The organism is Shimazuella sp. NTD247 (assembly GCF_059510415.1).
Genome location: NZ_JCAJZU010000010.1, coordinates 90,867 through 116,009 on the forward strand (window position 1 = coordinate 90,867; position 25,143 = coordinate 116,009).

General features: G+C 38.7%; 25 protein-coding genes. 18 read left to right on the forward strand and 7 right to left on the reverse strand.

Annotated elements, in window-relative coordinates:
- The first annotated feature begins 354 nt into the window (after positions 1 to 354).
- From AC5WOC_RS20235 to AC5WOC_RS20275, 9 genes are all read left to right on the forward strand, one after another.
- A complete protein-coding gene (locus tag AC5WOC_RS20235; protein WP_496057230.1) occupies positions 355 to 8,676 on the forward strand; it encodes a DNRLRE domain-containing protein in 8,322 nt (2,773 codons plus the stop codon).
- A gap of 4 nt (positions 8,677 to 8,680) precedes the next feature.
- A complete protein-coding gene (locus AC5WOC_RS20240) occupies positions 8,681 to 9,169 on the forward strand; it encodes a DUF2247 family protein (RefSeq protein ID WP_496057231.1) in 489 nt (162 codons plus the stop codon).
- 61 nt (positions 9,170 to 9,230) lie between these two features.
- Complete coding sequence (locus AC5WOC_RS20245) at positions 9,231 to 10,049, forward strand: polymorphic toxin-type HINT domain-containing protein (RefSeq protein ID WP_496057232.1); 819 nt, start codon at positions 9,231 to 9,233, stop codon at positions 10,047 to 10,049.
- Between the two features lie 11 nt (positions 10,050 to 10,060).
- Positions 10,061 to 10,312, forward strand: coding sequence for a DUF7660 family protein (locus AC5WOC_RS20250; protein ID WP_496057233.1), 252 nt, complete (start codon positions 10,061 to 10,063; stop codon positions 10,310 to 10,312).
- A gap of 142 nt (positions 10,313 to 10,454) precedes the next feature.
- Positions 10,455 to 10,715 carry a hypothetical protein gene (locus AC5WOC_RS20255; protein WP_496057234.1) on the forward strand — a complete coding sequence of 87 codons (261 nt, stop codon included), beginning with the start codon at positions 10,455 to 10,457 and terminating at the stop codon, positions 10,713 to 10,715.
- Positions 10,716 to 10,740: 25 nt separating this feature from the next.
- Positions 10,741 to 11,235: a pentapeptide repeat-containing protein gene (locus AC5WOC_RS20260; protein ID WP_496057235.1), complete on the forward strand. Its 495-nt coding sequence runs from the start codon at positions 10,741 to 10,743 to the stop codon at positions 11,233 to 11,235.
- 108 nt (positions 11,236 to 11,343) lie between these two features.
- Entirely contained in the window at positions 11,344 to 11,577 is a 234-nt protein-coding gene (locus AC5WOC_RS20265) for a hypothetical protein (protein ID WP_496057236.1), read from the forward strand.
- 199 nt (positions 11,578 to 11,776) lie between these two features.
- A complete protein-coding gene (locus AC5WOC_RS20270; protein ID WP_496057237.1) occupies positions 11,777 to 12,253 on the forward strand; it encodes a DUF2247 family protein in 477 nt (158 codons plus the stop codon).
- Positions 12,254 to 12,615: 362 nt separating this feature from the next.
- Positions 12,616 to 13,029 carry a hypothetical protein gene (locus AC5WOC_RS20275; RefSeq protein ID WP_496057238.1) on the forward strand — a complete coding sequence of 138 codons (414 nt, stop codon included), beginning with the start codon at positions 12,616 to 12,618 and terminating at the stop codon, positions 13,027 to 13,029.
- A gap of 217 nt (positions 13,030 to 13,246) precedes the next feature.
- Here the strand turns inward: AC5WOC_RS20275 and AC5WOC_RS20280 are convergent, their stop codons facing one another.
- The gene (locus AC5WOC_RS20280) at positions 13,247 to 14,116 is read right to left on the reverse strand and encodes a hypothetical protein (protein WP_496057239.1); all 870 of its coding nucleotides are present in this window, start codon (positions 14,114 to 14,116) and stop codon (positions 13,247 to 13,249) included.
- A gap of 310 nt (positions 14,117 to 14,426) precedes the next feature.
- Between AC5WOC_RS20280 and AC5WOC_RS20285 the strand changes: the two genes are divergently transcribed.
- From AC5WOC_RS20285 to AC5WOC_RS20295, 3 genes are all read left to right on the forward strand, one after another.
- A complete protein-coding gene (locus tag AC5WOC_RS20285; protein WP_496057240.1) occupies positions 14,427 to 14,600 on the forward strand; it encodes a hypothetical protein in 174 nt (57 codons plus the stop codon).
- Between the two features lie 21 nt (positions 14,601 to 14,621).
- Positions 14,622 to 15,272: a subclass B1 metallo-beta-lactamase gene (gene bla / locus AC5WOC_RS20290; RefSeq protein WP_496057256.1), complete on the forward strand. Its 651-nt coding sequence runs from the start codon at positions 14,622 to 14,624 to the stop codon at positions 15,270 to 15,272.
- A 790-nt stretch (positions 15,273 to 16,062) separates the two neighbouring features.
- Entirely contained in the window at positions 16,063 to 16,320 is a 258-nt protein-coding gene (locus tag AC5WOC_RS20295) for a DUF4176 domain-containing protein (RefSeq protein ID WP_496057241.1), read from the forward strand.
- Positions 16,321 to 16,487: 167 nt separating this feature from the next.
- On the opposite strand, the gene AC5WOC_RS20300 is transcribed toward AC5WOC_RS20295, so the two are convergent.
- From AC5WOC_RS20300 to AC5WOC_RS20310, 3 genes are all read right to left on the reverse strand, one after another.
- A complete protein-coding gene (locus AC5WOC_RS20300) occupies positions 16,488 to 16,856 on the reverse strand; it encodes a spore germination protein (RefSeq protein ID WP_496057242.1) in 369 nt (122 codons plus the stop codon).
- A 280-nt stretch (positions 16,857 to 17,136) separates the two neighbouring features.
- On the reverse strand, positions 17,137 to 18,039 hold the full coding sequence (locus AC5WOC_RS20305) for a L,D-transpeptidase family protein (RefSeq protein ID WP_496057243.1): 903 nt from the start codon (positions 18,037 to 18,039) through the stop codon (positions 17,137 to 17,139).
- 134 nt (positions 18,040 to 18,173) lie between these two features.
- A complete protein-coding gene (locus AC5WOC_RS20310; protein WP_496057244.1) occupies positions 18,174 to 18,440 on the reverse strand; it encodes a hypothetical protein in 267 nt (88 codons plus the stop codon).
- 160 nt (positions 18,441 to 18,600) lie between these two features.
- Between AC5WOC_RS20310 and AC5WOC_RS20315 the strand changes: the two genes are divergently transcribed.
- Complete coding sequence (locus AC5WOC_RS20315) at positions 18,601 to 19,134, forward strand: hypothetical protein (RefSeq protein ID WP_496057245.1); 534 nt, start codon at positions 18,601 to 18,603, stop codon at positions 19,132 to 19,134.
- 148 nt (positions 19,135 to 19,282) lie between these two features.
- Here the strand turns inward: AC5WOC_RS20315 and AC5WOC_RS20320 are convergent, their stop codons facing one another.
- Both AC5WOC_RS20320 and AC5WOC_RS20325 read right to left on the reverse strand, forming a co-directional pair.
- Positions 19,283 to 19,513 carry a hypothetical protein gene (locus AC5WOC_RS20320; RefSeq protein WP_496057246.1) on the reverse strand — a complete coding sequence of 77 codons (231 nt, stop codon included), beginning with the start codon at positions 19,511 to 19,513 and terminating at the stop codon, positions 19,283 to 19,285.
- Positions 19,514 to 19,698: 185 nt separating this feature from the next.
- A complete protein-coding gene (locus AC5WOC_RS20325) occupies positions 19,699 to 20,145 on the reverse strand; it encodes a carboxymuconolactone decarboxylase family protein (protein WP_496057247.1) in 447 nt (148 codons plus the stop codon).
- Between the two features lie 175 nt (positions 20,146 to 20,320).
- Here AC5WOC_RS20325 and bcp point away from each other — a divergent pair, with 175 nt between their 5' ends.
- From bcp to AC5WOC_RS20345, 4 genes are read left to right on the forward strand one after another with little or no spacing between them, the layout of a single operon-like run.
- Positions 20,321 to 20,785 (forward strand): thioredoxin-dependent thiol peroxidase, encoded by a 465-nt coding sequence (gene bcp / locus AC5WOC_RS20330; protein WP_496057257.1) that lies wholly within the window; start codon positions 20,321 to 20,323, stop codon positions 20,783 to 20,785.
- Positions 20,786 to 20,809: 24 nt separating this feature from the next.
- Entirely contained in the window at positions 20,810 to 21,595 is a 786-nt protein-coding gene (locus tag AC5WOC_RS20335; protein ID WP_496057248.1) for a class I SAM-dependent methyltransferase, read from the forward strand.
- A 1-nt stretch (position 21,596) separates the two neighbouring features.
- Entirely contained in the window at positions 21,597 to 22,247 is a 651-nt protein-coding gene (gene nth, locus AC5WOC_RS20340) for an endonuclease III (protein ID WP_496057249.1), read from the forward strand.
- Between the two features lie 44 nt (positions 22,248 to 22,291).
- On the forward strand, positions 22,292 to 22,750 hold the full coding sequence (locus AC5WOC_RS20345) for a Fur family transcriptional regulator (RefSeq protein WP_496057250.1): 459 nt from the start codon (positions 22,292 to 22,294) through the stop codon (positions 22,748 to 22,750).
- Here AC5WOC_RS20345 and AC5WOC_RS20350 read toward each other — a convergent pair.
- On the reverse strand, positions 22,747 to 23,073 hold the full coding sequence (locus AC5WOC_RS20350; protein WP_496057251.1) for a DUF2614 family zinc ribbon-containing protein: 327 nt from the start codon (positions 23,071 to 23,073) through the stop codon (positions 22,747 to 22,749). The genes AC5WOC_RS20345 and AC5WOC_RS20350 overlap by 4 nt on opposite strands.
- A 275-nt stretch (positions 23,074 to 23,348) precedes the next feature.
- Between AC5WOC_RS20350 and AC5WOC_RS20355 the strand changes: the two genes are divergently transcribed.
- A complete protein-coding gene (locus AC5WOC_RS20355) occupies positions 23,349 to 25,031 on the forward strand; it encodes an MATE family efflux transporter (protein WP_496057252.1) in 1,683 nt (560 codons plus the stop codon).
- The last annotated feature ends 112 nt before the right edge of the window (positions 25,032 to 25,143 follow it).

Sequence of the window (25,143 nt, forward strand, 5' to 3'; positions counted from 1 at the left end):
AGGTCCATGCATGGAACGCATAGATCTGACTTTATCTTGTTTTTTTATCTAGCTGACAAAATATGTTCCTTATCTGCCTAGATTTGTAGTGATGTTAACGAGTTTTATGAGTTGCCTATTTCGTCAATGAATCATTGTATATTCTCTATATTAATTAAATGTATTACTTTATTATAAATAGAAAAATATATAAATTCATATCAATGGATTTAATTTTAAATAAATAAAAAATTAATTTTTATAGTTGTATTTCAATTTAGAATAATGTACTATCAATTTGTGTCCAAAATTCGAACATGGAGGTAACATTTGAAAGATAGCTAATAGCGATGAATAAGCGAGGAGGATTTCTATTTGAAATCGTTTTTTTCTGTGTGCAAAAAAATAGCTTTGATTTTACTGATTGCTGTATTTTTGATTCAAGCAGCTGAACCTTCTACATCATTAGCAGCGGATTTAGTAATGGATTGGATAGAAAAGGAGAAAACAAAACCAAAAGACTTGAAAACAGATTTTAATGAAGATCCTTCTATTTTTGATTCCGTGATCGATTATGTTACAGACTCTAAAATCGTAAAAAATATAAAAGAAATAACAAAATCTGATCAAGAACAAGCGGAAGAGAAGCAGAATAAACAAACATTGCCTTTTCACAATCCTGTGCCGCAAGGCAAAGATAAGCCAAAAGTTACGATTGTAAAAGAGTTAGTTGAGAAAAGGACTGCCACTTCTACCTTCTATCAATTGTCCGATGGAAAAATAGAAGCGGATATCAGTCTGAACCCCGTTCATTACAAAGATGAAAAAGGGAAATGGCAAAAGATAGACAATAAAGTGGTGCAGACCTCAAAAGAAAAAGGTTATTTGTTTGGAAACGAAACAAACCAAATGAAAACCTATTTCGGAAATAAAAATAGTTCTCTGCTTAAATTTACAGATGGCAAACATCAATTGGTTCTTGGAGCAGGAACCACTACGACAACTCCATTTAATCCGAAAACAGAAAAGAATGAAGTAATCTATGAAAATATATTTCCTGAATCGAAACTAAAATATAATGTTCTCAGTGATTCGGTAAAAGAAAGTCTCATTTTATCATCACCCCCGTCTCAAAATACATTTGATTTCCATTTTCAACTAAAAGGTGTACGAGCTAAAAAAGAAAAAGATGGTTCCGTGTCTTTTATTAGTGCGAAGGAAGACCGGCCGATTTTTACTATTCCTAAACCTTTTATGTTTGATAGTAACCCGCAGAGTGCCTCTCCAACAGGCTTTTCATGGAGTGATAATGTAACCCAAGATGTCATTCAAAAAGGATCAGATATTACTTTACGTGTAACAGCGGATGCAGAATGGATGAAAAGCCCACAGCGAAAATACCCACTTACGATTGATCCAACCATTATTATTCAGCCGCCTCCTACCGGGCAGCAAGCTAGTAAAGATGCGATGATCAACAATTCTACTCCTACTACCAACTATGACGGAAATTGGCGTTTATCAGTAGGAGCAGATCCGACACAAACCTCACGTTCTTTGGTGAAATTTGATCTGAGCAGTGTACCTCAAGGTGTACAAGTCAATTACGCACAAGTTAGTTTGTACTATGATCAAAACTTCTGTAATAGCTGTACAACAACTGACAATTTAATAGACTTTTCTATTCATCGTGTATTACAAGACTGGGATCCAAAGACAGTCACTTGGAATCAAGCAAAAACGGGTGTTCCTTGGACCTCGACGAACAAAGGCGGAACCTATAACGCGAGTTTCGAAACAACGAGTCATATCGTTGATGACAGCAGCACAACAGCAGCATTTGCCAATGGTGTTTGGACTACTTCTTCCAGTGTTGCTGGAGCAGTCGGCGATAGTTATCATGCCAGTGCTGCTAGTACAACTGGAGCAGATACTTTTACGTGGCAGCCTTATTTTAACGAGGGTGGAAACTATAAGGTAGAAATGTTTAATGTTCCGGCATCGGATCGTGCGACGAACACGCCTTTATCGATAACCCATGCAAATGGAACAACTGCGAAGACTATTGATCAAAAAAATTCTACGAAAGCATGGCAAGACCTAGGAACCTATTATTTTAATACTGGTAACACTGGAAAAGTAGTGATGACAGACAAGGCAAATGGTTATGTGATTGCAGATGCGATGAAGTTCACGAAATACGGATTTGCTACTCGTCATACATCACAAAACAATATGTGGCATGACTTCACCGTGCAAGATTTAGTCCAAGATTGGATTGATGGAAAACAGCCAAATTACGGGGTTCTGATTAAAGCAAAAGATGAAACCCAGAAAATCGGCGGCGTTCGCTACGAAGCGAGTGAAATAGGAGAAGAATCCATCCGTCCTCTGTTGAAGATTGTTTATGACAAAACAGCAGTTGATTTGCAGGAACCAACAAAAATTCATGCCAATGGTGCCGATCTCAAATGGAGCAAATACAATGGTGATGACTTTGTAGAATACCAAGTTCACCGCAGCCCTCTGCAAAGTTTTACTCCAGATGAAACAACACTAGTAGCACCTATAGCAGATCCCAATACATTAGCATTTACGGATACTACAGCAGAGCCGACTCCAGCTTACAGCAGTCAGTTATTCGGCAAATCGTATTACTATATGGTGGTAGTGAAGACGAGGGATGGCAAACTCATACCCGGCCGCTCGCAATATGTTCAGCTGCCTAAGTCGGGCTATACGAAACAAATCTTACAAAATGCAGCAGATACAACGATTTCTAGTGCTTATCCCGCAAATAATTTTAATTTATTCGATGGAGAATCATGGGATGGAGTAGGAAATAACAGCGCGACTTATGGAAATACTCGATCGCTCTATAAATTTGATATTTCGTCTATCCCAGCTAAATCCTATATTGCTAACGCTCAATTTGGACTCTGGACTTGGTATGCAGACAATACAGGAACGGCTTCTGCTGTCTACAATGTGCATACACTGAACAAGGCTTTTACTGAAACAACTGCAACATGGAATTCCAACGCGACTGGCTTTAATAGTACAGTGGCAGCTTCCCTTACCAATGTTACCAATGATCCGCAATGGAGGAACTGGAACCTAACTAGTAGCGTGCAGTCATGGGTTAATGGTGCTTCGTCTAACTATGGTTTGATGGTGAAACATGCGAATGAAGCAAGCACCACCCAGCTTGAGCGGATACTCACTACAAGCAGTGAATTGACATCTGCACCGCAATTGCGCCCGAAGCTGGAAATAACATATGTGGATAAAAAAGCTGCAAATTCTTACTATGCACCAAAGTCACCGACGAAGATGACTGTTGGAGCAACCTATGATGTGGATGTTACCTTAACCAATGCTACAACATCTACTTGGACGGGAACGACCGATAACCTTTCCTATCACTGGTCTTTACCTGACGGAACAGATGTAACCAATACAGGTAATCAACTGAGTACGCCGTTTAAGCCATTGGATGCTAATGGAGTGGAAGCATCTTCACCTGTCAACATCGCTCCAGGGCAGACAGTCACTATAAGAGCAAAAGTAAAAGCACCGAATCTCAATCAACTCGGAGCCATCCGCGAAGGATTTTTCCTCAAGTGGGATATAAACCTCAATGGAACTTGGTTATCACAGCGAGCTGCAGACCCGATACCCACCTTAAATCAATACATTTCCGTAGAAGATCCCAACGGTGGGAAACAACTGGGACTAGAAGATTCGCATACCACAGTAGGAGATGAATCAGGAGCAGACAGTGGTACAGGATTAAACTTATTCCGGGGAAATGCGGTATTTACTTATGATGCTTTTGTCAATCCATCAAAGGGAGATTTGGATACTACTGTTGATTTGACATATAACAGTTTAGATACTTCTGAGTCTGTGTTAGGAGACGGCTGGTCCCTTTCGATTTCCAGCATGATGCGTGTTGGCAGTCCATTGGACAATATGGTCAAAGTGGATCAACAAGGCAGCATTGTTTCCGGAGATATGATTCTCACCGATGAAGATGGCACCACTCACCTATTTTCGTATGATACAACCAAAAAAGAGTTTGTCGGACCGCCAGGGACGGATATGTATCTGCAATATTTAAATGGTGGGATAAAAACGAGAAAATGGGTGATCACAGAGCCGGATCGGACACAATATTTCTTTGATGAACAAGGATATATTTCCGAAGAAGTAGATAATACCGGAAATTCCTTGAAATATATATACGAAGATGTTAATGCCAACAATATGCCGATACGGATGCTGCGTTATATGGAAGATTCGTCCGGCCGAAAAACACTGACCATCGATTACAATACCGATGGCACCATCAAACAGATCAAAGATGTTGGTCAAGGGAATAACCAGCGAATTCTTGATTTTACCTATGATAACGATGGCCATTTGCAGCAATTTGTTGATGGTTATGGAAAAGCGGAAGCCAAAACATACAAATTTTACTATGATCTTCTTTACAAAAACGTAATTAATCGCGTTGTAGATCCATTAGGAAAAGAAACAAAATATACGTACTATGTCAGCGGCACCAATCAGATGAAGGTCAATACGATCACAAATAGAAAGTCTGAGACGGTCACTTACACATATAACGGGAATGAAAAAATAGCGACGGATATAAAAGGCAATCAAACCAAATACGTGATGGATGCCAACGGTAATCCAACTTCTGTCACAGATGCCAAAGGAAATACAACCTTACTCACGTATGATGCAAATCAAAATCTTACCAAACAAGAAGAAGCAAATGGTGCAGTGACAACATGGACATATGATAACAATGGATTGGTATTGACAGAAACAGACCCTGAAAACAATGCAATTGCTGATGAGAGTCTGCGCAAATCGACCAAGTATGAATACCAATATTCTTTAAATGGACACATCGCGGAACTAAAAAAAGAAACAACACCCGCAGGCAGGTCAATCAACTACACTTATGATGCACAAGGAAATGTTTCTACCATTACAGATGATTTAGGAAATCAAACCGTCCATACCTACCACGGTACTTCTGGATTATTAAAAACCATTAAAGATGCCAATGGTAATGTTACAACATATGGCGACCCAGACGCTGCAGATTATGGATACAGTGCTACTGGGCAAGCCAAGATCGTCAAAGACGCCCAAGGCAATGTGACCAAAACAGAATATGGGGATCGTGGGGAAGTCTTATCTGTCACCGATGAAAATGGGAATGTCAGTACCTTTACCTACGATATATTTGAACGTCCATTGACGAGTAAGCTGCCAAAAGACGTTTCGAAAAATGAGTACATTGAAATACCAGCTCCGGTTTATGATGGAAATGACAATATATTAGAAAAAACAATGCCAAATGGTGCGAAGTATATTTATAAATATGATGATAATGACAACGTTCTGGAAGAAATCAGTCCCAAAGATTCACCGACTGACCCAGAGTCCAAATCAACTTATGAGTATGATGAACTTGGAAACCTTATCAAAGAAACCGAGCCAAAAGGCAACCTTACACCAGACGATCCAAACGATTATACAACTACGTATAAATATGATGAGCTAAACCGGCTCATTTCCGTCATCAACAGCAAAGGCGACAAAATTACGTATGAATATGATTCGGTTGGAAATCAGACCAAAGTTACCCAGCCAAAAGGAAATCTAACACCTGACAATCCAGATGACTTTGCTGTAAAGACCGAATATGACAAAAATGACCGACCTATTAAAGTTACAGACCAAGATGGAAAATCAGTCGAAACAAAGTATGATCTGGATGGCAATGTTTTGACGGAAAAAGACAAAGATGGCAATATCACTGAAAACTATTACAATGAAGTCGGTCAATTGATTGAGACTCGTGATCCACACGATGCAGGAAAAATACGGACGACGCGTTACAAGTATGACAAAAACGGCAACCAAACCACAGTAGAAACACCGAAAGGAACTGCTACCGCGACAGTCGACGATTACGTGCAAAAAGTAGTATATGATGAACTCAATCAAGTAAAAGAAGTAATTTTTCCAAATGATCCATCAAGTGATAATCCAAGATACTCCGCAGTTGAGAAAATGATCTACACTTACGACAAAACGGGTAATGTCAGTTCAGTCAGCATGCCTCCATCAGAAGGTCAATCCAACCGTCTCATAACAACATTTGAATACTTTGATGACGGTGAAATCAAAAATTCCACTGACCCTTGGAACATCAAGACGACGTATACCTATGACAACATGGGACAAGAAACACAACGAATTATCACCGGTTCGGATGGCAGTGTTTCCCGTAACATGAACTGGTCATTTTATGCTGATGGAAAACTGAAGACAATGACAGATGACGGTCTGCAAACAGCTGGCACCACTGCTGACGCAGTAAAGAAACAGTTTGCTTATCAATATGATGTCAATGGCAATCTGGTAAAAATGAACGATACCAGTTCAGGAGCTACTATTGATACGTACCAGACAACTTATAATGAACTCAACCAAGTAGCCCAGCTCGACGAGATGCAAGGCGGACAAATCAAACGTTCCAGTAAGTTTGAGTATGATATTCATGGAAATCCGACGCACCAAGAACATGCAGGCGGAATCTTGGATATGGAATACACTGGTGCAAAAGACGCCATGACCAAATTGACCAAAAAATCCAGTCCAACAGATACAAAGCCGCAAGTGTATACCTATGACTATACATCAAGTGGGGAAATCGCCAAGGAAACCCTGCCAAATGGCAACACAACAACCTATGATTACTATCTTGATGATTCGCTACAACAAATGGAAACCAAGAAATCAGACGGTACAGTAATCCAAAAACACGATTTAGAGTATAACGAAAACGGGAACCGCTCCAAAGATGTGTATACCGGAAAAGATGCGAATAACAAAGCGATTAACAATACGTTTACGTATCAGTATGATCCGCGTGACCGCTTGGTACAGTATGACAAAACAGGCGATAATCCTGTTACCGAATCGTATGTATTGGATGCAAATAACAACATCATAACCAAAACCAACAATGGACAAGTTACCGCCTACACCTATGATAAAAACCGACTGACTTCGATGGTGAAAGACGGCAAAACATCGCTCTATTCTTATGATCCGATGGGACGGGTAGAAAAGATCACCAAAGAGGACAAAGTAGAGGAACAATTTACGTATGATCCATTTGACCGAACGATCGAACACACGAAACTAAAACCCGATGGGGTATCCAAGACAACAACACAGTACACCTATGATCCAATGGACCGCACGACATCGAAAATAGAAAAAGCAGGTACAACCGAAGCAAAAACGACGAATTTTAACTATTTAGGCATGACCGATCAAATGATCTCGGAAGAAGTCGCAGGTCAGATCACCAAATCTTATACCTATTCCCCTTGGGGAGACCGTCTGTCCATGTTGAAACAAGACGTAGATGAACTTTCTTTCTACCAATACAACACGGACATCGATGTGGAAATGCTTACCGACAAAAACGGTGATGTCAAAGCAACGTATGGTTACACCCCTTATGGCGAAGACGATACCAGCATGTTCACTGGTATAGATAAACCAGATCCATTCGAACCAGACAAAGAAGTATACAATCCGTACCGATTTGGAGCACAGCGCTGGGATCCAAATACCCAGTCCTATGATCTCGGATTCCGTGACTACTTCCCAGCACTTGGGAGATTTCTCACACCGGACTCCTACAATGACTCCGTTGCCAACAAAGGAATTGTCTTAGACCCAGCGAATAACAACCTATATGCATTTGCTGCCGGCAACCCGCTCGCCTTTACCGATATGGATGGCCACTGGTCCTTTTCTGGATGGGTAAAGAAGAATATCGTCCAACCGATCAAAAAAGCAGTCAAAAGAGCAAGCGCTGTAGCTAAATCTGTAGTTAAGAAGACCAAACAAGTCATATCTAAGACTGTGAACAGGATCAAAAAAGTTGTAAAACAGACTTACTATCGAGCCAAACGATGGGTGCAGAAGACGTATCGGAAAACGAAACAAGTCATCCAAAATCTGCAGAAAAAGACAAAGAAACATATTAAGAGTACCCAAAAAGCTTCTAGGCGATCGAGTAATAAAACAAAACCCAAGCCGTCCTCCGCACCGAAACGGAAAGCGAGTACACCTAAGAAATGGTACAGCAATGGTTCAGGCGAGAGAAAAGAACTTAGTATTTTATTTGGATCTCTACCAGTTACAGGTGAATTAAACGATTTAGGCATCTTATTTACTGGTCATGATTACATCGCGGGTGAATCAACAGACTGGCGTTATGGTTTACTGGTAGCTGTACCATTAGTAGGTGCTGGATTAATTAAAGGTATAGCTAGTATCGGGAAAAAATCAAAAATTAGTAATCCTGTAATAAATAATATTAGAACAGGTAGTGCATTAAAAAAAGATGAGCTTCATGCATTTAATGATATTGTAGATAACTATGCTGGCGATGCAAAAAAATTTAACTTAGTGGGTGGAGATGGTGTTAAGAGAACTTTATATCAAATTGAGGGTTCATATAATGGTAAGCAAGGAATTTTTGAATGGATAGTAGATCCTGATCCTAAAAAAGGGGTAACACATAGGAGGTTTATCGAAGGAGTGGAAGTGACAGGCAAACCAAATGCTAGGAAATTAAAAAGGTGATAATATGTACAAATTAGAGATATTTAAGAAATATAATGTAAAATATCATTGGATTACACTATTAGTAGGTCTTGAATTAGAATTGCTTGATATTCAAGAAGTTAGTAAATATGCGGTGTCCTTCTTGGAAACTGAAGATGATATTGCTAACAATCTTATTCTCGAACTAGCATGGAACAAAACAAGTGTTGTAGAAGTTGTTAATTTACTTAAACAATTAGTTGGAAATGAGAATATCGGTGATGAATATGAGCTAGAGAAACGTAAATGGAGATACTGTATTCTGATGGAATTAAAAAATATGATTAAGGATGAAAAAGTCCTTCTAGAGGAGATTTCCTTAATTTACAGTGATTTTGATTATCCGGAGGATATGGAAAGTTTCATCTATTATTTGGAACCAGAAAAGGAAGGACGAGATTTGAGTAATTCTAATCTATTGGAAAATTTCAAGACGTTTTTAGAGAATGAAAGTCAGGTTATAAAAAGTTAGAAACTTTGCATGTCGTCAATGCCTTCCAGCTTGACGACTTTTTTATATTTTATAAATTAGATTGTCTTATTTTTTAGTATACAAAGGAATTGACAAAACGAGCAATGCAGTAGAAGACGTAATCCGCTCCTGTAAATGCTTTACTGCTGGAACAGTAGTCAAAACCAGCAAAGGCGACAAAAAGATCGAAGAAGTCAAAGTAGGAGACAAAGTCCTTGCTAAAGACGATAAAACAGGCAAAGTCGCCTATAAGAACGTAGCATGGCTGTTCCAAAAGACAGTAGACAAACTGTATATCGTCCATGTAGGCAAAGAAAAAATCCAAACCACCCACGATCATCCCTTCTGGATGAAAGGATTAGGTTGGGTAGCCGCCGAAGACCTTAAAGCTGGTATGATGTTGGAAGATGACCAAGGCAAACTGCTAAAAGTAGCAAAAGTAGAAGTTAAGCAGCAGAAGTCGAAGGTATATAACTTCAAGGTGCAAGGTTTTCATACGTACTATGTGTCGAACTTGCATGTATGGACGCATAACATGTGTGGAGAACTTGATCCTAAAGATATTCACTTTATGCAGAGTTCTGCCAAAAATCAAACTGGGAGTCATACCGTATTAGGGAATGTAGAATCACTAAAAAATGGCGACTTAAGTCCGGGAGATCTTCCACCATTAAACGTTTGGAAAGATACAAATGGAAAAGTATGGTCTTTAGATCATAGAAGACTTATAGCATTTCGACTATCTAATATAAATAGTGTACCAGTTAACTGGGCTTCCGCTGAAAAAGTTCAAAGTCAGATGTGGAAAATGACTACTAAAACAGATGGAAAATCAATCAGATTAAAGCTTGGAAATGGACAATCAATGATTGTTAAATAGTGGGTGGAAAAATGAAAATTGAGGATATAAGTAGTATTAACAACAAAGAAGATTTTTTAGATTTTTTAAGTTGGCTATGTAAGGATTTTAGAGAGAATAAAGATTCTTGGATTAATATTGATATAGAAGATTATCTAGATGCTATTCATTCATGGATAGAAGATATGGATGGTTTTTATAAAAATGTTAATCAAACTAAGCCTAAAACAATTAATTGGGGTTTTATTGCAACAATACTTATTGCAGCTAAGTATTATGAATAACCATTAATAAAAATCTATTACCAGAGAAGAAATAGTATCTGTGATGATACTATTTCTTTTTATGTTTTCAGTATCGTTATATAAACTAGATTCATTTAAATGTAAAAAATGCAGGGATCTTCAGTGACTTTATATCTATTAAATGAAATTTTTCTTTTTCAAAGTTTCCAAAGATGATAAAACAGGCAAAGTAGCCTACAAGAACGTCGCATGGCTGTTCCAAAAGTCAGTAAACAAACTCTACATCATCTATGAGGCAAAGAAAAAATCCAAACCACCCATGATCATCCCTTCTGGATCAAAGGATTTGGCTGGGTCGTCCACCGAAGACCTTAAAGTCGGTATGATGCTGGAAGATGACCAAGGGAAACTGCTTCGTGTAGATGGAGTAGAGGTCAAGTAATCTTATACAAGAGGGTAAAATTATTATGATTATTATTAACAACATTGGGAATGATCCAATTGTATTGGATATTGATACACTTGAAAATGCTTGTTTAGATGGTCTAAATCTTCATCGAGCATTCTTGAACCGAGAAAATATGTCAGGTGCCAGTTTTGTTCGTACTGAGTTGAGAAACGCAGAAATGGATGAGTCAGATTGTAGGAATGCTAATTTTGGGAATGCATCGTTAATTTTAGCATCTATTCGGAATTCAAATCTTTCAAATGCGAATCTTGAGTCTGCACTGTTAATTGGTGCCTACTTATCTGGAACAGATCTAAGTAATGCCAATTTAACAAAAGCCTATCTAGCAAATGCAGATGTCTCGGGAGTGAAATGGAAAGGAGCAAAGTTATTTGGTGCAAATATGACATGTAATAAATTAGAAAAATCATTTCTAGAAGGCGTTTTCTACGATGATAATACAATTTGGCCCTCAGGATTTAAAGCACAGGACTTTGGGGCTGTAAAAGTATAAATTTTATATATTTAAAAATACATCTTTTTTCAGATGTATTTTTATTTTTACTCTAATAGTTCGGTAACAAACAAAAGAATCGTTCTCGATCTGGTGAATAACAACTTAATGCCTTTGAAGCAGAGAACCCAACTAGCCTTCACCATTACTCTTCTCTCTATAAAGCAAAAAGATGTGTTCTGCGAACATATTGGAAAACGAAGCGGACTATCGGAAACTTATATGAGAAAAGAAAAAGCATATAAAAACGTCGCATCGCTGTTCCAAAAGACAGTAGACAAATTGTATATCGTCCATGTAGGAAAAGAAAAAATCCAAACCACCGACGATCACCCCTTCTGAATCAAGGGATTTGGCTGGTAGCCGCCGAAGACCTTAAAGCAGGTATGATGCTGGATGATGACCAAGGCAAACTGCTTTAAGTAGATTGTGAATCGATAGTTGATCCTAATCCTAAAAAAGGGGTAACACATAGGAGGTTTATCGAAGGAGTGGAAGTGACAGGAAAACTAAATGCCAGAAAATTTTAAAAGGTGATAGTGTGTACAATTTAGTGTTATTTAAGAAATATAATGTAAAATATCATTGGATTACACTATTAGTAGGTCTTGGATTAGAATTGCTTGATATTCAAGAAGTTAGTAAATATGCGGTGTCTGAAGATGATAATTCTAACGATCTTATTCTTGACCTAGCATGGAACAAAACAAGTGTTGTAGAAGTTATAAATTTACTTAAACAATTAATAGGAAATGAGAATATCGGTGATGAATATGATCTAGAGAAACGAAAATGGCGATACTGCGCTCTGATGGAATTAAAGAATATGATTAAGGATGAAAGAGTTCTTTTAGAGGAGATTTACTTAATCTACAGTGACTTTGATTACCCTGAGGATATGGAAAGTTTCATCTATTATTTAGAACCAGAAGAAAAAGGACAAGATTTGAGTGCTTCTAGTCTATTAGATAATTTTAAAATATTTTTAATGAATGAAAGAAAGAATATAAAGAGTTAGAAATTTATTGTCGTCATTGCCTTCCGGCTTGGTGGCTATTTTATTTTGATATTTAAATTTAGATTTAATTATCCTTAGTGGGACAGACAATGTACAATTGATTAGCCAAAACGAGTAACACAGTCGAAGGTGTCTTTCATTCGTGTAAATGTTTCACCGCTGGTACCGTCAAGTTCAGAAATCAGCACCCTCAGTTGATCCTCAATTTCTGCAAACACAATGGTTTTTTGTTTGTCCTATCAGAACTTTTTTCTAAGCTAATTAAGATTTCTATAAGCATTTGAACTATGAATTTTCCTAAAAAACAATTTCCAGTATAATGATAGATAGACAAGATCACGTTCAATTGACAGGATTGTATTATGCCTGAGATGTCCGAAATTTGGATCAAAAATGTCCATCACACAAAGCTGAGTCCTCCTAGCTACGAGGAAGGCGTCTACCATCTCGCCGGTGTGATGTACTACACCGATGACTGGAACGACCGCCCCATCATCCTTCAGTTCGGGTTTGGAGAAAACCGGATCGAAGTGATCTGCTACGACACGGTTTTCTCGTACGCAGATGGAACCGTTGTGTGCAGCACTTGGTCGATTAAGGGTCAAGAGGGCATCCGCTACACAGGATGTACCCGTTTTTACCCACTCGACAAGGGCCCGCAAGGGATCAACTTCGAACCGTACAAGGCCAAAAGTGGTAACATCACAGTTCTCAGGGAAGATGGAATCGTACAAGAAGTGACGACTCGTGATTTCGAAAACCTTCGGGTCAGTTGAACAACACTGGGCATCCCATTGGTATAAGGATGCCCAGAAACATTTCCTAAAAGCAGTCATTAAGTTTTCATTAATTATAAAAGAAGACTGAGGTTTCTGATGTAATGGTTAGAGTGCCAGTTCCTGTTAAGGACAGCGAATATAAAACTGTACTATCTTGCGGATATTCTCCTCCAAATTTTTGGCATAAAAAGGAGAGGTTTTCCGATGATTCAGTTTAATTTATTTTTTTGGGGAAATTAGACAAAAAACTCCACAAGAGGCAACTAAGCCAGATGAGCAAAGCAAAGCTAATTAGCCCCATATACACAGTAAAATCAAATACTGATTTACCAGCTGCGGTTTGTATAAATAACAAGATGATACATATCAGCCAAGCTGCCCCTGCCAGATGAATTATTTTCTTTGCTTTCCTTGGAGGAATGATGGATTGATCTAGGAACCACCCAATAATAGGGATCGTTTGCAGGCTATGAAAACCAACAAAATGAATAATCATAATATTACCGCTGCTGCCTACCCATCTGCCTTGTTCCATACTCATCCATATGCCAGACATGATGCCGCCCAAAAAAACAGCAAAGCAGCTGTATTTTACAGCAAGCAAAAGCAATGGATGCTTGTCCGTTTTGCTGCGGAAAATTATTATGGAAAAAACGATGAACAGTAAAATTAACATCGCAGCAACAGTCGTAATCATATCATTTAAAAAAGCGAATGGAAGGTCTGTTTTGGTAAAACGAGCATTAATACCTCTTAAGTTTTGGACGGTTTCACATAAATATGCTACTAATGCGGTAAGGATCAAAGGATAGACTAATATTTTTTTTCGAAATGGCGTAGATAACTGTAAAACGGTCAATAAAACTGCAGTCGTCAAAACAAATAGTCCGATGGCTAAATCGAATGAGATCACATTCGAAAATTTCCCCTCAGGAGGTATATCGTTGCTTCCGTGTATGAAATAAAGTACTCCGCAAATCATTGCTATGAAAGCTCCGATAAGTCCAGTCCAGACTAATCCTCTCTCTTGTTGGTATGTTTCTTTTGATGCTTCTTTCAAATTAGGAATAAAAAATGCAGACATATTGTTTCACCTCTATATTATGCTAGGTAAAGCATATCGAATTGTGGGAATAGTAAAAACATCCAAAGGACTGATATTAGCTGAGACCAAAGTCTTAATGAAAGGCGTTTTATATCAATCTGGTTTGGATTTGGACTCTAGGGATTTTTGTCCAAAAAGGTATGGGGGTAATCAAAGATAACATCATAGGTTGGACTAAGAATTAAGCAGCATGCTGAAATAGATCTTGTATTGAAGTGAGATGGTTGTGAAGTGCTGCATCGTTGTTTAAGGAGAAAAACACTGCTCCATCTAAGAGAGGAATGGTAATTTGATAACTAAAAAAATATTAATAATTTTGGGTGTTGGACTAAGTGGTTTAAGTCTCTTAATCGGTATGATGGTCTTTAAAAACGAGTCTAAGCAGACAAATACTACTGAAAAAGAAAAGCAAAATACAAGTATAGATCATCAATCGCAAACGAAAAAATCCATACCTGCTTAAATTACAAATTCAGACAAGTCTATTGTTTTAACGAGATTGAGTAATGAGGTGTGGGTTCATACAACATATGGAGAATGGGAAGGGGCGTCAATACCTCATAATGGATTAATCATAACCACTTCAAAAGGCGTCATTTTGATTGATACCGCATGGGATACATTAGGAAAGCAAAAAAAGACGGATGAGTTATTAAAAATGATTCAAGTACATTTTAAGCAAAAAGTAGTTTCAGCGCTGGTTACTCATGGGCATGATGACAGCATTGGAGGCATTCCAACCTTACAAAAAAACAAAATCGCAGTGCATAGTACAAATTTAACAGCTCAAATAGCGAAAGAACTGGGATATCCTTCACCTAAACCTACACTCGATGTTCATCCAATAATAAAATTAGGCGACACTACAATTGAAGCTTTTTATCCTGGAGAAGGCCATTCAAAGGATAACATTACTGTTTGGATTCCTTCATCTAAAATATTATTTGGAGGCTGTTTTATCAAAGCATTAGATGCAAAAGACCTTGGAAATCTATCTGATGCAAATGTAGATCACTGGGATGATTCTGTTCGAAAAGTAATCAGCAAATATCCACAAGTTAAAACGGTTGTACCTGGACATGGACAATGGGGAAATAAAAGCTTGCTCTTTCATACCATTGATCTACTAAAATAACACAATTAAATTAAATTCGTAAATATAATTTTCCTCTTTATTGATTTTTACCCTTTAGAAGAAAAAGTAGAAATATCCCTTGGGCTGAGAATAAGCAAGGAAAAGTTCATCGATTTGATTTTTGTTTTCTCAATGACGCGATAATGAGCAAAATCGTTGGAACGAGCATGAGGTAAAATGCTCCTATTTGACATTCCACATGGCTGAAGCCATGGGATTCTTGGGACGGTAGCCTTCTGACTACTTCATTACCAAGCTAACTCCGTGAGCCCCACGGTTGATCAGAGTTTTTGTTGCTACGTCATAGCAAAGACTTACTGCTAGGTTTTCGCATTTCAGTCTAGCCATTTTTCGGTACGCATAGCATTTTACGTGCAAAACGATTGGTTTGCACAACCCTATATACTATCCACTTTTCAAAGAGCAACTGTCGATAGTCTAACGATAGAATGTATGTTTGTAAATTGTTTTTTTGAAAAATTTGTAATATTCGCGAGAGGTAGAAACCTCTTTCGTCTACAAAGTGAGACTTGCCACTTTAGTGGATTGGCGAAACTTGTGCTCCCTTTGTAGTGATGCTCGCTAACATCCCACGATTCAAACCGTAGGCTTTCTCACTCGCAAGACTATAAACAAATGAAACAATTTTTTTATGAAAAAGTTGAGACAGGCCAATGACTGCAAAGAAGTGACATGCAACAAAGATTGTGAAGACTTTTAATATCCAAATTGCAATAGCGGAGTAAAACAGGAAAACTCAGTTGATTTTAAACATCAAGGAGGAACACAATTGAAAGATGTATTATTGAATGTGGGAACTATCGTGAAAGCAGAAGTAGGTGCTGAAATACATACTCTCTTAATCACTGGTAAACGCCAAGTAAAGGAATCTAAGAACAGTTATGATAATGGATATAGTTATAAAGCATATGATTATATTGGAGTTCAGCTACCCGACGGCATCGATAAAGGCATCTATTACTTTAATCATCTAGAAATTGTGGAGCTGATTTATGAACGGCATGTGGATCAGTACACACAAAGGTAAGAGTAAAGTATAATAAATCAGCTAATAACTGTGTATTTATTTATATTTTCTTTTGTTTCCTTCGTTTTGTTTGGAAAAATCCGATGGCTAGCATAAGACAAATAGGCAAAATAGCACAAAAAAAGTCTAAAAAAGCTTTTAAACGATGCAGATTGGACAAATAGATACTATCTGTAGAAACGATGGATGTGTTCGGTATTATATATTGTTGGAAATGGTGTTAGCTTTTTGTCTTGAATCGCTTGCTCAATCATTCCACTCTCTAATACACTTTTTAAGTCTACTTGTTTTAAGCGTCTACGCACTTCCTGGATTAATTTTTCATCCACAAGGTCTTTTATGTACATAATCGTTACACTGGTCTGGGTTATTTTACCTGCAGACATATTTTCACAAGTGTCACTTCCATCAAGTAAAAAAATCGCAAAACCAGCTAATAAATTTGTGTATATCGCCTCAAAATCGAAAATTTCTTTTATATTGCCTGCTGTTAAGACGGATTCTTGTAATAAAGTAAGGGGCTGTTCACTGAGCATCACCAGCTCCTCTAATTCTGTTTCTTTTATTTCTAGTAATAGAGGCGGGAAGAAAAAAACCAAAATGAAACAAGGATTATGGAAAGATATAGAAAACTGTATTTCCTTGTTCCATTCGTTTGAAGAAACTCATGTTCATACCATCCTGTTAAAAAGTTATATATCTATTCTTTAGTAAATGGAGATTTTTTATAAATGAGGGGATTAGTATTCAAAATAAAAAGTTAAACCGGTGATGGTTTAACTGAACAGCATTTCATTTGGAGTTTTTATTCTGACTCTACTGTTGGACAACTGTTTTGCTGATATAGCCTACTTTGTTGTTTTTTAGTTGTAACTGGTAGAAATCATCTTTCAATTCAGTAAATGTCAAAATAGTTCCATATGGCACTTTTTGCAAAACAGTAGAAGTAGTGTTTGGTTCTGAACGGATATTTGCTAAATCTACATCGGCGATAACAGTTGATATCTCCGCAGGTGAAAGAAAGTTTTTTTGAATGAAAGCATATTTTTTGTCAGCGAATTTCACTTGAATCCAATTATCTGAATAGCCTGTTTTTTGTAATTGGGTGGATTTTGCTTTTGTTGTGGTAATAAAAGAACCTACATTTGGTCCTGTCCACAGCTTCACTTGATTTCTTGCTATTGTTACAGATCCTTCTTCTTTTTGGAGTCCAACTTTTGGTTCACCTTTCCATGTGTTGTCGCTTTTTCCGGTGTGAATCCACACTGGAGTGCCTTCATAAATAAAGTTATATAATTCTTTAACATCCTCATTGTACATTCGCACACACCCGCTGGAAGCATGTGAACCTATAGAATCCGGATTGTTCGTGCCGTGTATACCGTAAGTACGTCCGCGGTCGCCTTTTACTTCTAATCCATTCCATCTCGGTCCGAGCGGGTTTTTTGGGTCACCCCCAGGTGTATCTTTCCATGCTGGATCTACTATTTTTACTACAATGGGAAATGTGCCCTCAGGAGTCAGGTCGTTGGAACGGCCAGTTGCGACAGGGTATGTTTTCATTACTTTTCCATCTTTATATAAGTACAGTTTATTCGTATCTTTGTTGATTTCAATTTGATAGATAGGAAGGTCAGCAGCGAATATTGAAGAAGGTTGATAAAACAAAAAAACCATGGTAGTGAATAAAAACAACAAAAGTAATTTTTTTAATACCATTACAGCACTCCCTTTTTTATACATAAAGTATTAATAATATTCAGATTTTAAATTGCCGGTACCCTTCTAAAGTTCAAATGGTGTATGTAACTTAGTGTCTGGGCAGACATTTTTGTCTGCCCAGAACTGAATACTTAGAAATAGATTCGAATATGACCTGCCAGTTCTATTACATCATAGAAACTGGCGAGTCCATATTTGCGGCTCGTGGTGTCCATACCTAGTTTTTCGCATTCTACTTTAAAAGCTTGTTGGATGGAATCAACTACTTCCTTGATATCTGAAAAGTCACCGTCGTCCGGAATCTTACCAGGGTTCTTTTGACAGTATTTTTCGATGATTTTCTCTGCTTTTCCTTTTGTATTGTTGTACGCTGTTTGGAAGGAAGCGTCAGCACTCATCTAATTCTCCAATGAATTTAGGAGAGATTACTCCTTTTTATTTTAACAAAATATCGTTGTAATGGTTTACCAATTTTTCGAAATATGAAAATATTATCCTGATGGTTTTTTTGTGATATCGTAGGACTTGTCAAGAGCCTTTCGACCAGATGAGGAAATCATGCTCACCCTGCCTCCAAAAGAACTGAAGAACCTCCAAACGGCATACCAAGACTTCGCACGAGTGGCGTCTTCCGAGCCTCGTTCTAACAAGATTTCTTATCCCTCTAGTAACTATAAAATGCAGTTGATCCGAGCTAGAAATGCGGCTAAGAGTAGGGACAAGGTAAAGCAAAACAATACAGATACTTACTATGGAGAAGCCGTTACGTCCCTTCGAGGTTATATTGCTGCGCTGCAGTCTTATCGGTATATTTTGGATAATGATATTCGGGCATACCAGAGTGCTTTTGGAAAGTGCGAAAGTATCCGAAGTAACTTGCTTCGCGCAGCAGATCGAATGAAGTTGGACAAAGCTGCAGCTATTCGAGCGATGGACGGTATCAAGGACGAAGCACTTCGTAATCGCAAATCACGATGGGATGAAGAAATTCAGCGTCTTCAGAAGACAGCTGATGATATTACCCCGCTTGTCCAAGTGTTGGAGAGAGAACTCCAAACGATTGAGTCGGAGAGGGCTAATCTGAAGAAGTAAATAGTGTTTTCTATGACCGCCTTCGTTAGAAGACGGTCACTACTTTTTGATGGTATTACCATGAATATATAGGATTAACACATTATTGTCAGAGACTGTATGGGACCGATTTTTCATTGGTTTCATACAGTCTTGTTACCCTGTCAGATCAGCGGAACCACGGAACGAGTCTGCCCAATTCTTCCATTGTCAGCTTTTGACCAGAGTGGATGTTAATCATCGCTGCTCGGATCGAATCCATGGTTCCCCACCCCATGCTCGGAGTTTCACGAACATAGTGAAGAGCCATAGAGAGCACGAGAACGGTTGCATCCATCGCCTCCTCTCCACAGGGGTCGGGAGCTGCTTTGATCTCATGAACAATTTTTGGGATCATCACACTGAAGTCCTCATTGAAGCGTTTTGCGAAACGCATTGGACTGTCCTTTCGTACAGGGTTAGTGGAAAGGTTTACTGTAAATCGATTATATCAGATTAGTCAGCAGTGTATTGCCAATTATCGATACAATTTGAGTGAAGAAAAAGGCCTCCTCTATTTTCAAGAGGAGGCCTTTTTTGGCATAGTTATTTCGAAAAGCAATTTGGAAACATCCCAGTCGATACCCCAATACGATTCCACGCATTGATTGCGTTGATGCCCATGATCAATGTCATAAATTCTTTTTCATCAAAATGTTCCCGTACTCGTTGGTAAATTTCATCGGACAGACCATGTTGGATTCGGGTAACAGCTTCGGTAAGTTCTAATACAGCTTTTTCTTTGTCTGTAAAAAGGGTAGATTCTTTCCAAACAGGAATTTGGATGAGCCGGTCGATGCTTTGGTCTTTTTTTAGAAAATCTTTGGAGTGCATATCCAAACAAAACGAACACCCATTAAGTTGAGATGCTCTAATTTTAATTATTTCGTAAAGAATCGGATCGATGCCCATTTCTTGAATTGATTTCTCCAGTTGAATCATCGCAGCATAAGCTGCAGGGTTTGATTTGGAATGATTTATGCGCAATTCCATTTTCCATTCCTCCTAAAGTATATTATAGATAACTAATATCTATAATATACTTCTCTTACTCATAGGTCAACTTATCCATGATAATACATGAGGATTGGGTAAACTATCTGATATAGCACACATTTATGCAAAATGATAAAATAATGTGATGCATGTTTTGGAGGTGTTTGGTTTGATTCAAGAAGGTGAATTAGCACCAGATTTTACATTAGTATCTAGCAATGACTCAGAAGTATCTCTTTCTAATTTTCGTGGGAAAAATGTGGTTTTATATTTTTATCCAAAAGACAACACACCAGGATGTACAACGGAGGCTTGTGATTTTCGTGATGCCTATCAACAATTCAGCGATGTAAATGCAGTGATCCTTGGAATTAGCAGAGATTCTACTGCTTCTCATCGTAAGTTTGCTGCTAAATATGATCTGCCTTTTTTGCTTTTAAGTGATGCAGAAGAAACAGTATGTAAGCAGTACGATGTGTTGAAGGAAAAAACGATGTTTGGGAAAACGGGTATAGGAATTGAACGTACGACTTTTATTATAGATTCGGAAGGAAAAGTGGTAAAAATCTTCCGTAAAGTAAAAGTGAAAGATCATGTAGCGGAAGCATTGCGTTATATAAAAGAGAACCTTACCTAAATAGAGAAGAGAGGAAGGAATCGGATGGGGAGATATAATGAACCCATTATGACCGAATACTATAATTTTTTTGCCCGTAATACAAGTGATATGGATCAAGATCTAACTTATTTTGTAGAACTAGCAAAGCAAACTGGGGGACCGGTAATTGAATTAGGATGTGGAACTGGCCGTTGTGCAATTGCGATCGCAAAAGAAGGAATTGAAGTATTCGGTGTTGATTTTAGTGCGGACAAACTAAAAATAGCTAGTAAAAAAGCGGAGGACTTAGGGCTTAGCCATCGAATCAAATGGATCGAAGCGAGTATTACCAATTTTATGATTCCTGGTAAAAAATGCCCTTTGGTTATTATGCCTGATCGGTCTTTTTTACAGTTGATCAATGTGCGGGATCAATTGAGTGCATTAAAAAGTATTCGACGTCATCTAGATGAAGGGGGAGTATTTGCATTCCATGCATTTGTCCCTCATATGCGGAAATTGATAGAAATGGAAGGGAAATATACGTTCCGAGGCAGCTTTCCGTCGGGAAAAGATGAACTAGAAGTGTATGATTTTATGGAATTAGATACATTTAATCAGATTGCCAATATCACTCGTTACATGGAGAGATTTAATCAACGCGGTGATTCATTAGGACGAAATAAATCCAAAATAAGACTGCGTTATGCTTTTCCTTCTGAATTGAACCATCTTTTAGCTGTATGTGGATTTAAAGTTCAAAATCGGTATGGTACTTTTTATCGTGCTCCTTTTGACGAAAGCAGCGAAGAGCTGATTATGGAAGCGGTAAAAATAGAGAGGAGATAAAATGTTGCGAGTCTCAGCAAAGAAGATACTAGAAGTGTTAGCCCATATGTATCCGGATGCCCATTGCGAGCTCGATTTTGAAACGCCTTTCCAGCTCTTAATCGCAACCATTCTCTCTGCTCAATCAACGGATGTTCAAGTGAATAAAGTAACCAAAGAACTGTTTGCAAAATACCCAACAGCGGAAGCAATGCTCCAAATGACAGAGAATCAGTTAGCAGAAGAAATAAGGGGTCTAGGATTATTTCGTAATAAAAGCAAAAATATATATCAGACATGTCGCATATTAGTAGAACAATATGATGGACAAGTACCAATGGAGCGTGAAGCATTAGAAGCTTTGCCGGGGGTTGGCAGAAAAACAGCGAGTGTAGTGTTAAGCAATGCTTTTGGTGTTCCAGCATTAGCAGTAGATACACATGTACAAAGAGTATCCAACCGACTAGCTCTCGTTAAGAGCAAAACACCTGTGGAAACCGAACAGCAGCTTACCAAGAAAATTCCAAAGAAAAAGTGGTTAGATACGCATCATCAACTTATTTGGCATGGACGAAGGTTATGTATGGCTAGAAATCCGAAGTGTTCTAGGTGTGAATTGTTGCCTTACTGCAAATTTGGGCAAGCAAACATTGACAAGGTTATAAGTAAATAGTTATTCTTAAGTTAGAATGATTTTCATAAAAGAGGTGAACGGAAATGGCGAATGGCCGATTGATGGAGGCGGTGGAAACTTTAAAAGTACAAGGAGTTCGCATGACCCCTCAAAGGCATGCCATTTTGAATTACTTGTTATCCAGTATCCAACATCCGACGGCAGATGAAATATATAAGTCATTATCTAGTAATTTTCCGAATATGAGTGTTGCTACTGTTTACAACAATTTACGTCTGTTCCGCGAGGCGGGACTTGTACGTGAATTAACATATGGTGATTCCTCCAGTCGATTTGATGCCAATATGGATGACCATTATCATGTTATTTGTCACCATTGTGGACATATTACGGATTTTGATTACCCTGTATTATCGCAAGTCGAGAAATCCGCGAGTGAAATGACCGGATACGAAGTAAATACACATCGACTGGAAATTTACGGTACATGTCCGATGTGTCAAAAAGAGCTGACAGAAAAGAAAGAAGAGCACTCGTCTTAAGACAACGGCTCTTCTTTTTTATTTTCTGGAGCGTCTTTTGGATCTACCGATAAAATAGCTTTACAGTGCATACAGTTGTCTCTTCGGCCAAGAACCTTTGTCGGTTTTCCGCATTCTGGACAGGAAACCCGCAAAGCTTGTGTAGATAATATTCCTACCCAAAAATATATCCCCACACTACCGAGTATAAAAATCATGCCAAATGCAATAAAAAGTGCCATCCAACCAGGGATGAGAAAACCAATATACATCACCCCTACCCCTGCAAAGATGAGAAGCAGGGCAAACGTACGTATTTTATTTAATTTGCCTGATAATAACATGAAAGTCATCCCTCCAAACAAATATTGTATCATAGCGGTAAACAGGAGCAATTAATAGTACGATAATATAGCGTATATGTTTGAATGTTTGTTCATGAACTTATTTATTTAAGGTTTAACAAGCTGATAATAGGTTGTCTGACTTTAAATAAAATGAAGGATCGATGAACCGTTTGAAATTATTTAAAAATGCAACATGCTTATAAAAAATAAATTAGATGATTTTTTATCGTTTTGGTATATACTGAGAATAGTTCTCAATCGAAGGGATGGACATGGCTCACCGGAATCATCGAAAACAGTCCGCCTATAAAGATGTGCTCAAAGTGACAAAGTGGTCTGTGCTGACTGGTCTTGCAACTTATTCAAGTGATCTGATCAATATGGGTTTTCTCGCTCACTTGGGTACAGCAGCGATTGCCGGAGTGGCTGCATCGGCGATTATCAACTTTTTCTTTGTCAGTATTGACAAAAATGGGTTGAAGGCAGTGGCTGGTCCTTGGATCGGTCAGTCAAACAGTGAAAAAATGGCCAATCTGCCAGAGTGTCTAAAACGAGTAAAAGAAAATGCAGAAGCGGATGCAACAAAGATTGTAAAACTGGACGCAAAAGAGTATGTAAAGACAGTGTTGGTGCAACACATCACTGTTAACTCGCTGTTTTCTAGCCTGCTGCTTGGTCTGCTCGTCGGTGTCTTGGCGATTGTCTTTCCAACAGTGATTTTGCAATTTGGAGGAGCGGAGTCTGATGTAGCTGCACATGGAGCACCATATTTTCAGATAATCATGGGTTCCGTCGTCGTCAGTTCGCTTGTCAGTAGCCTCACCAGTACACTCAATAACTTGAAAGAGCATCGAAGTGTAACAGTTGCCGCAGGTTGTATGCTGGGTACTCATGTTGTGCTTGGCTCGCTGGCGATTTATGTGTTTGATCTGGGAATTCGAGGCGTAGCCTGTGCAAACGTTGTCGCGATTATTGTGCAGCTGGTGATGCTGGTTCGCCTGCTCGCTTCACATCAAGTGTTTTCGCGCCGAGTAGTCCCACTGCGTCCAGACTGGGTACTTCAGTGGCAAACGTGCAAGGAAGCTTGGCCGTTGATCTCCGATAAGCTAGGCTTCCAGGCGTGTATGGCGTACTACCTGCACACGCTCCAGCGTTATGGGGTGGATGTGCTGGCTACACAGCGGATTGCCAACCAGATCATGCTTGTGCCGCTGGCGATGTTTACCGGGTTGTATCCGGTGATTTCTCCTTATGTCGCTGGGTACTATGGTAACAAGGACTATAAGCAAATCCGTTCATTCATTACAGTGACATTCTTGATGGGCACACTCTGTTGTAGTGCTGTGCTGCTAGCTACGGCTTTCGTTGGTGGTGCTTGGGTGGTTCCATTCTTTTTCCCAACTGACAAGAGCTCGTTAGAGATGACACAGATGTGGCTCTTGTTGTTGGTGTTTACCCATGGCACCAACACTGCACTGCAAATTGTAAAATCTTCGCTCAAAGCAGTCAGAGCTAATCGTATCATGTTGCTCAGCAGTTTGTTAGCGAATGGCATCTGGGGTGCATCCCTTTGGCTGTTGGCGTCCAGCGCGAATCTGACGCTGGTCTCCTTCCTGCAAGGAACAGCGACACTGCTCCAACTTGTTCTGTTGGGCTGGTATTTCTATACAGGGCGCTGGAAGCCAGTGGCTTCGCTATATGCCAAGGGAATGAGCCTCCATATGGGAACATGTACTGTTCGTGTCATTCGAGATGGCAACTGGGTCATGGAGACGAGAAGTAGGTCACTTGTTTTCACCAAATATCGGCCAGCTGATTTTTGGAGCGAAGGACCCGTCCGTGTTCAACGTCTTGCTAAGAGAACAATACATCTGGATAATGTGTGTGCTGTCCACACACAAACAATGCAAAACCGGCGAGGATACTGGGTGACAGAGATTATTACCGCGGTTTAAAAGCACAGATCCTCACTGGCAAGCGGCCTTGGCAACAGGGCCGCCCAAATTTCCATAACACTTTTTTTAAAAAATGTGTTGACTTCATAAACATGTCCATGCTATATTATTA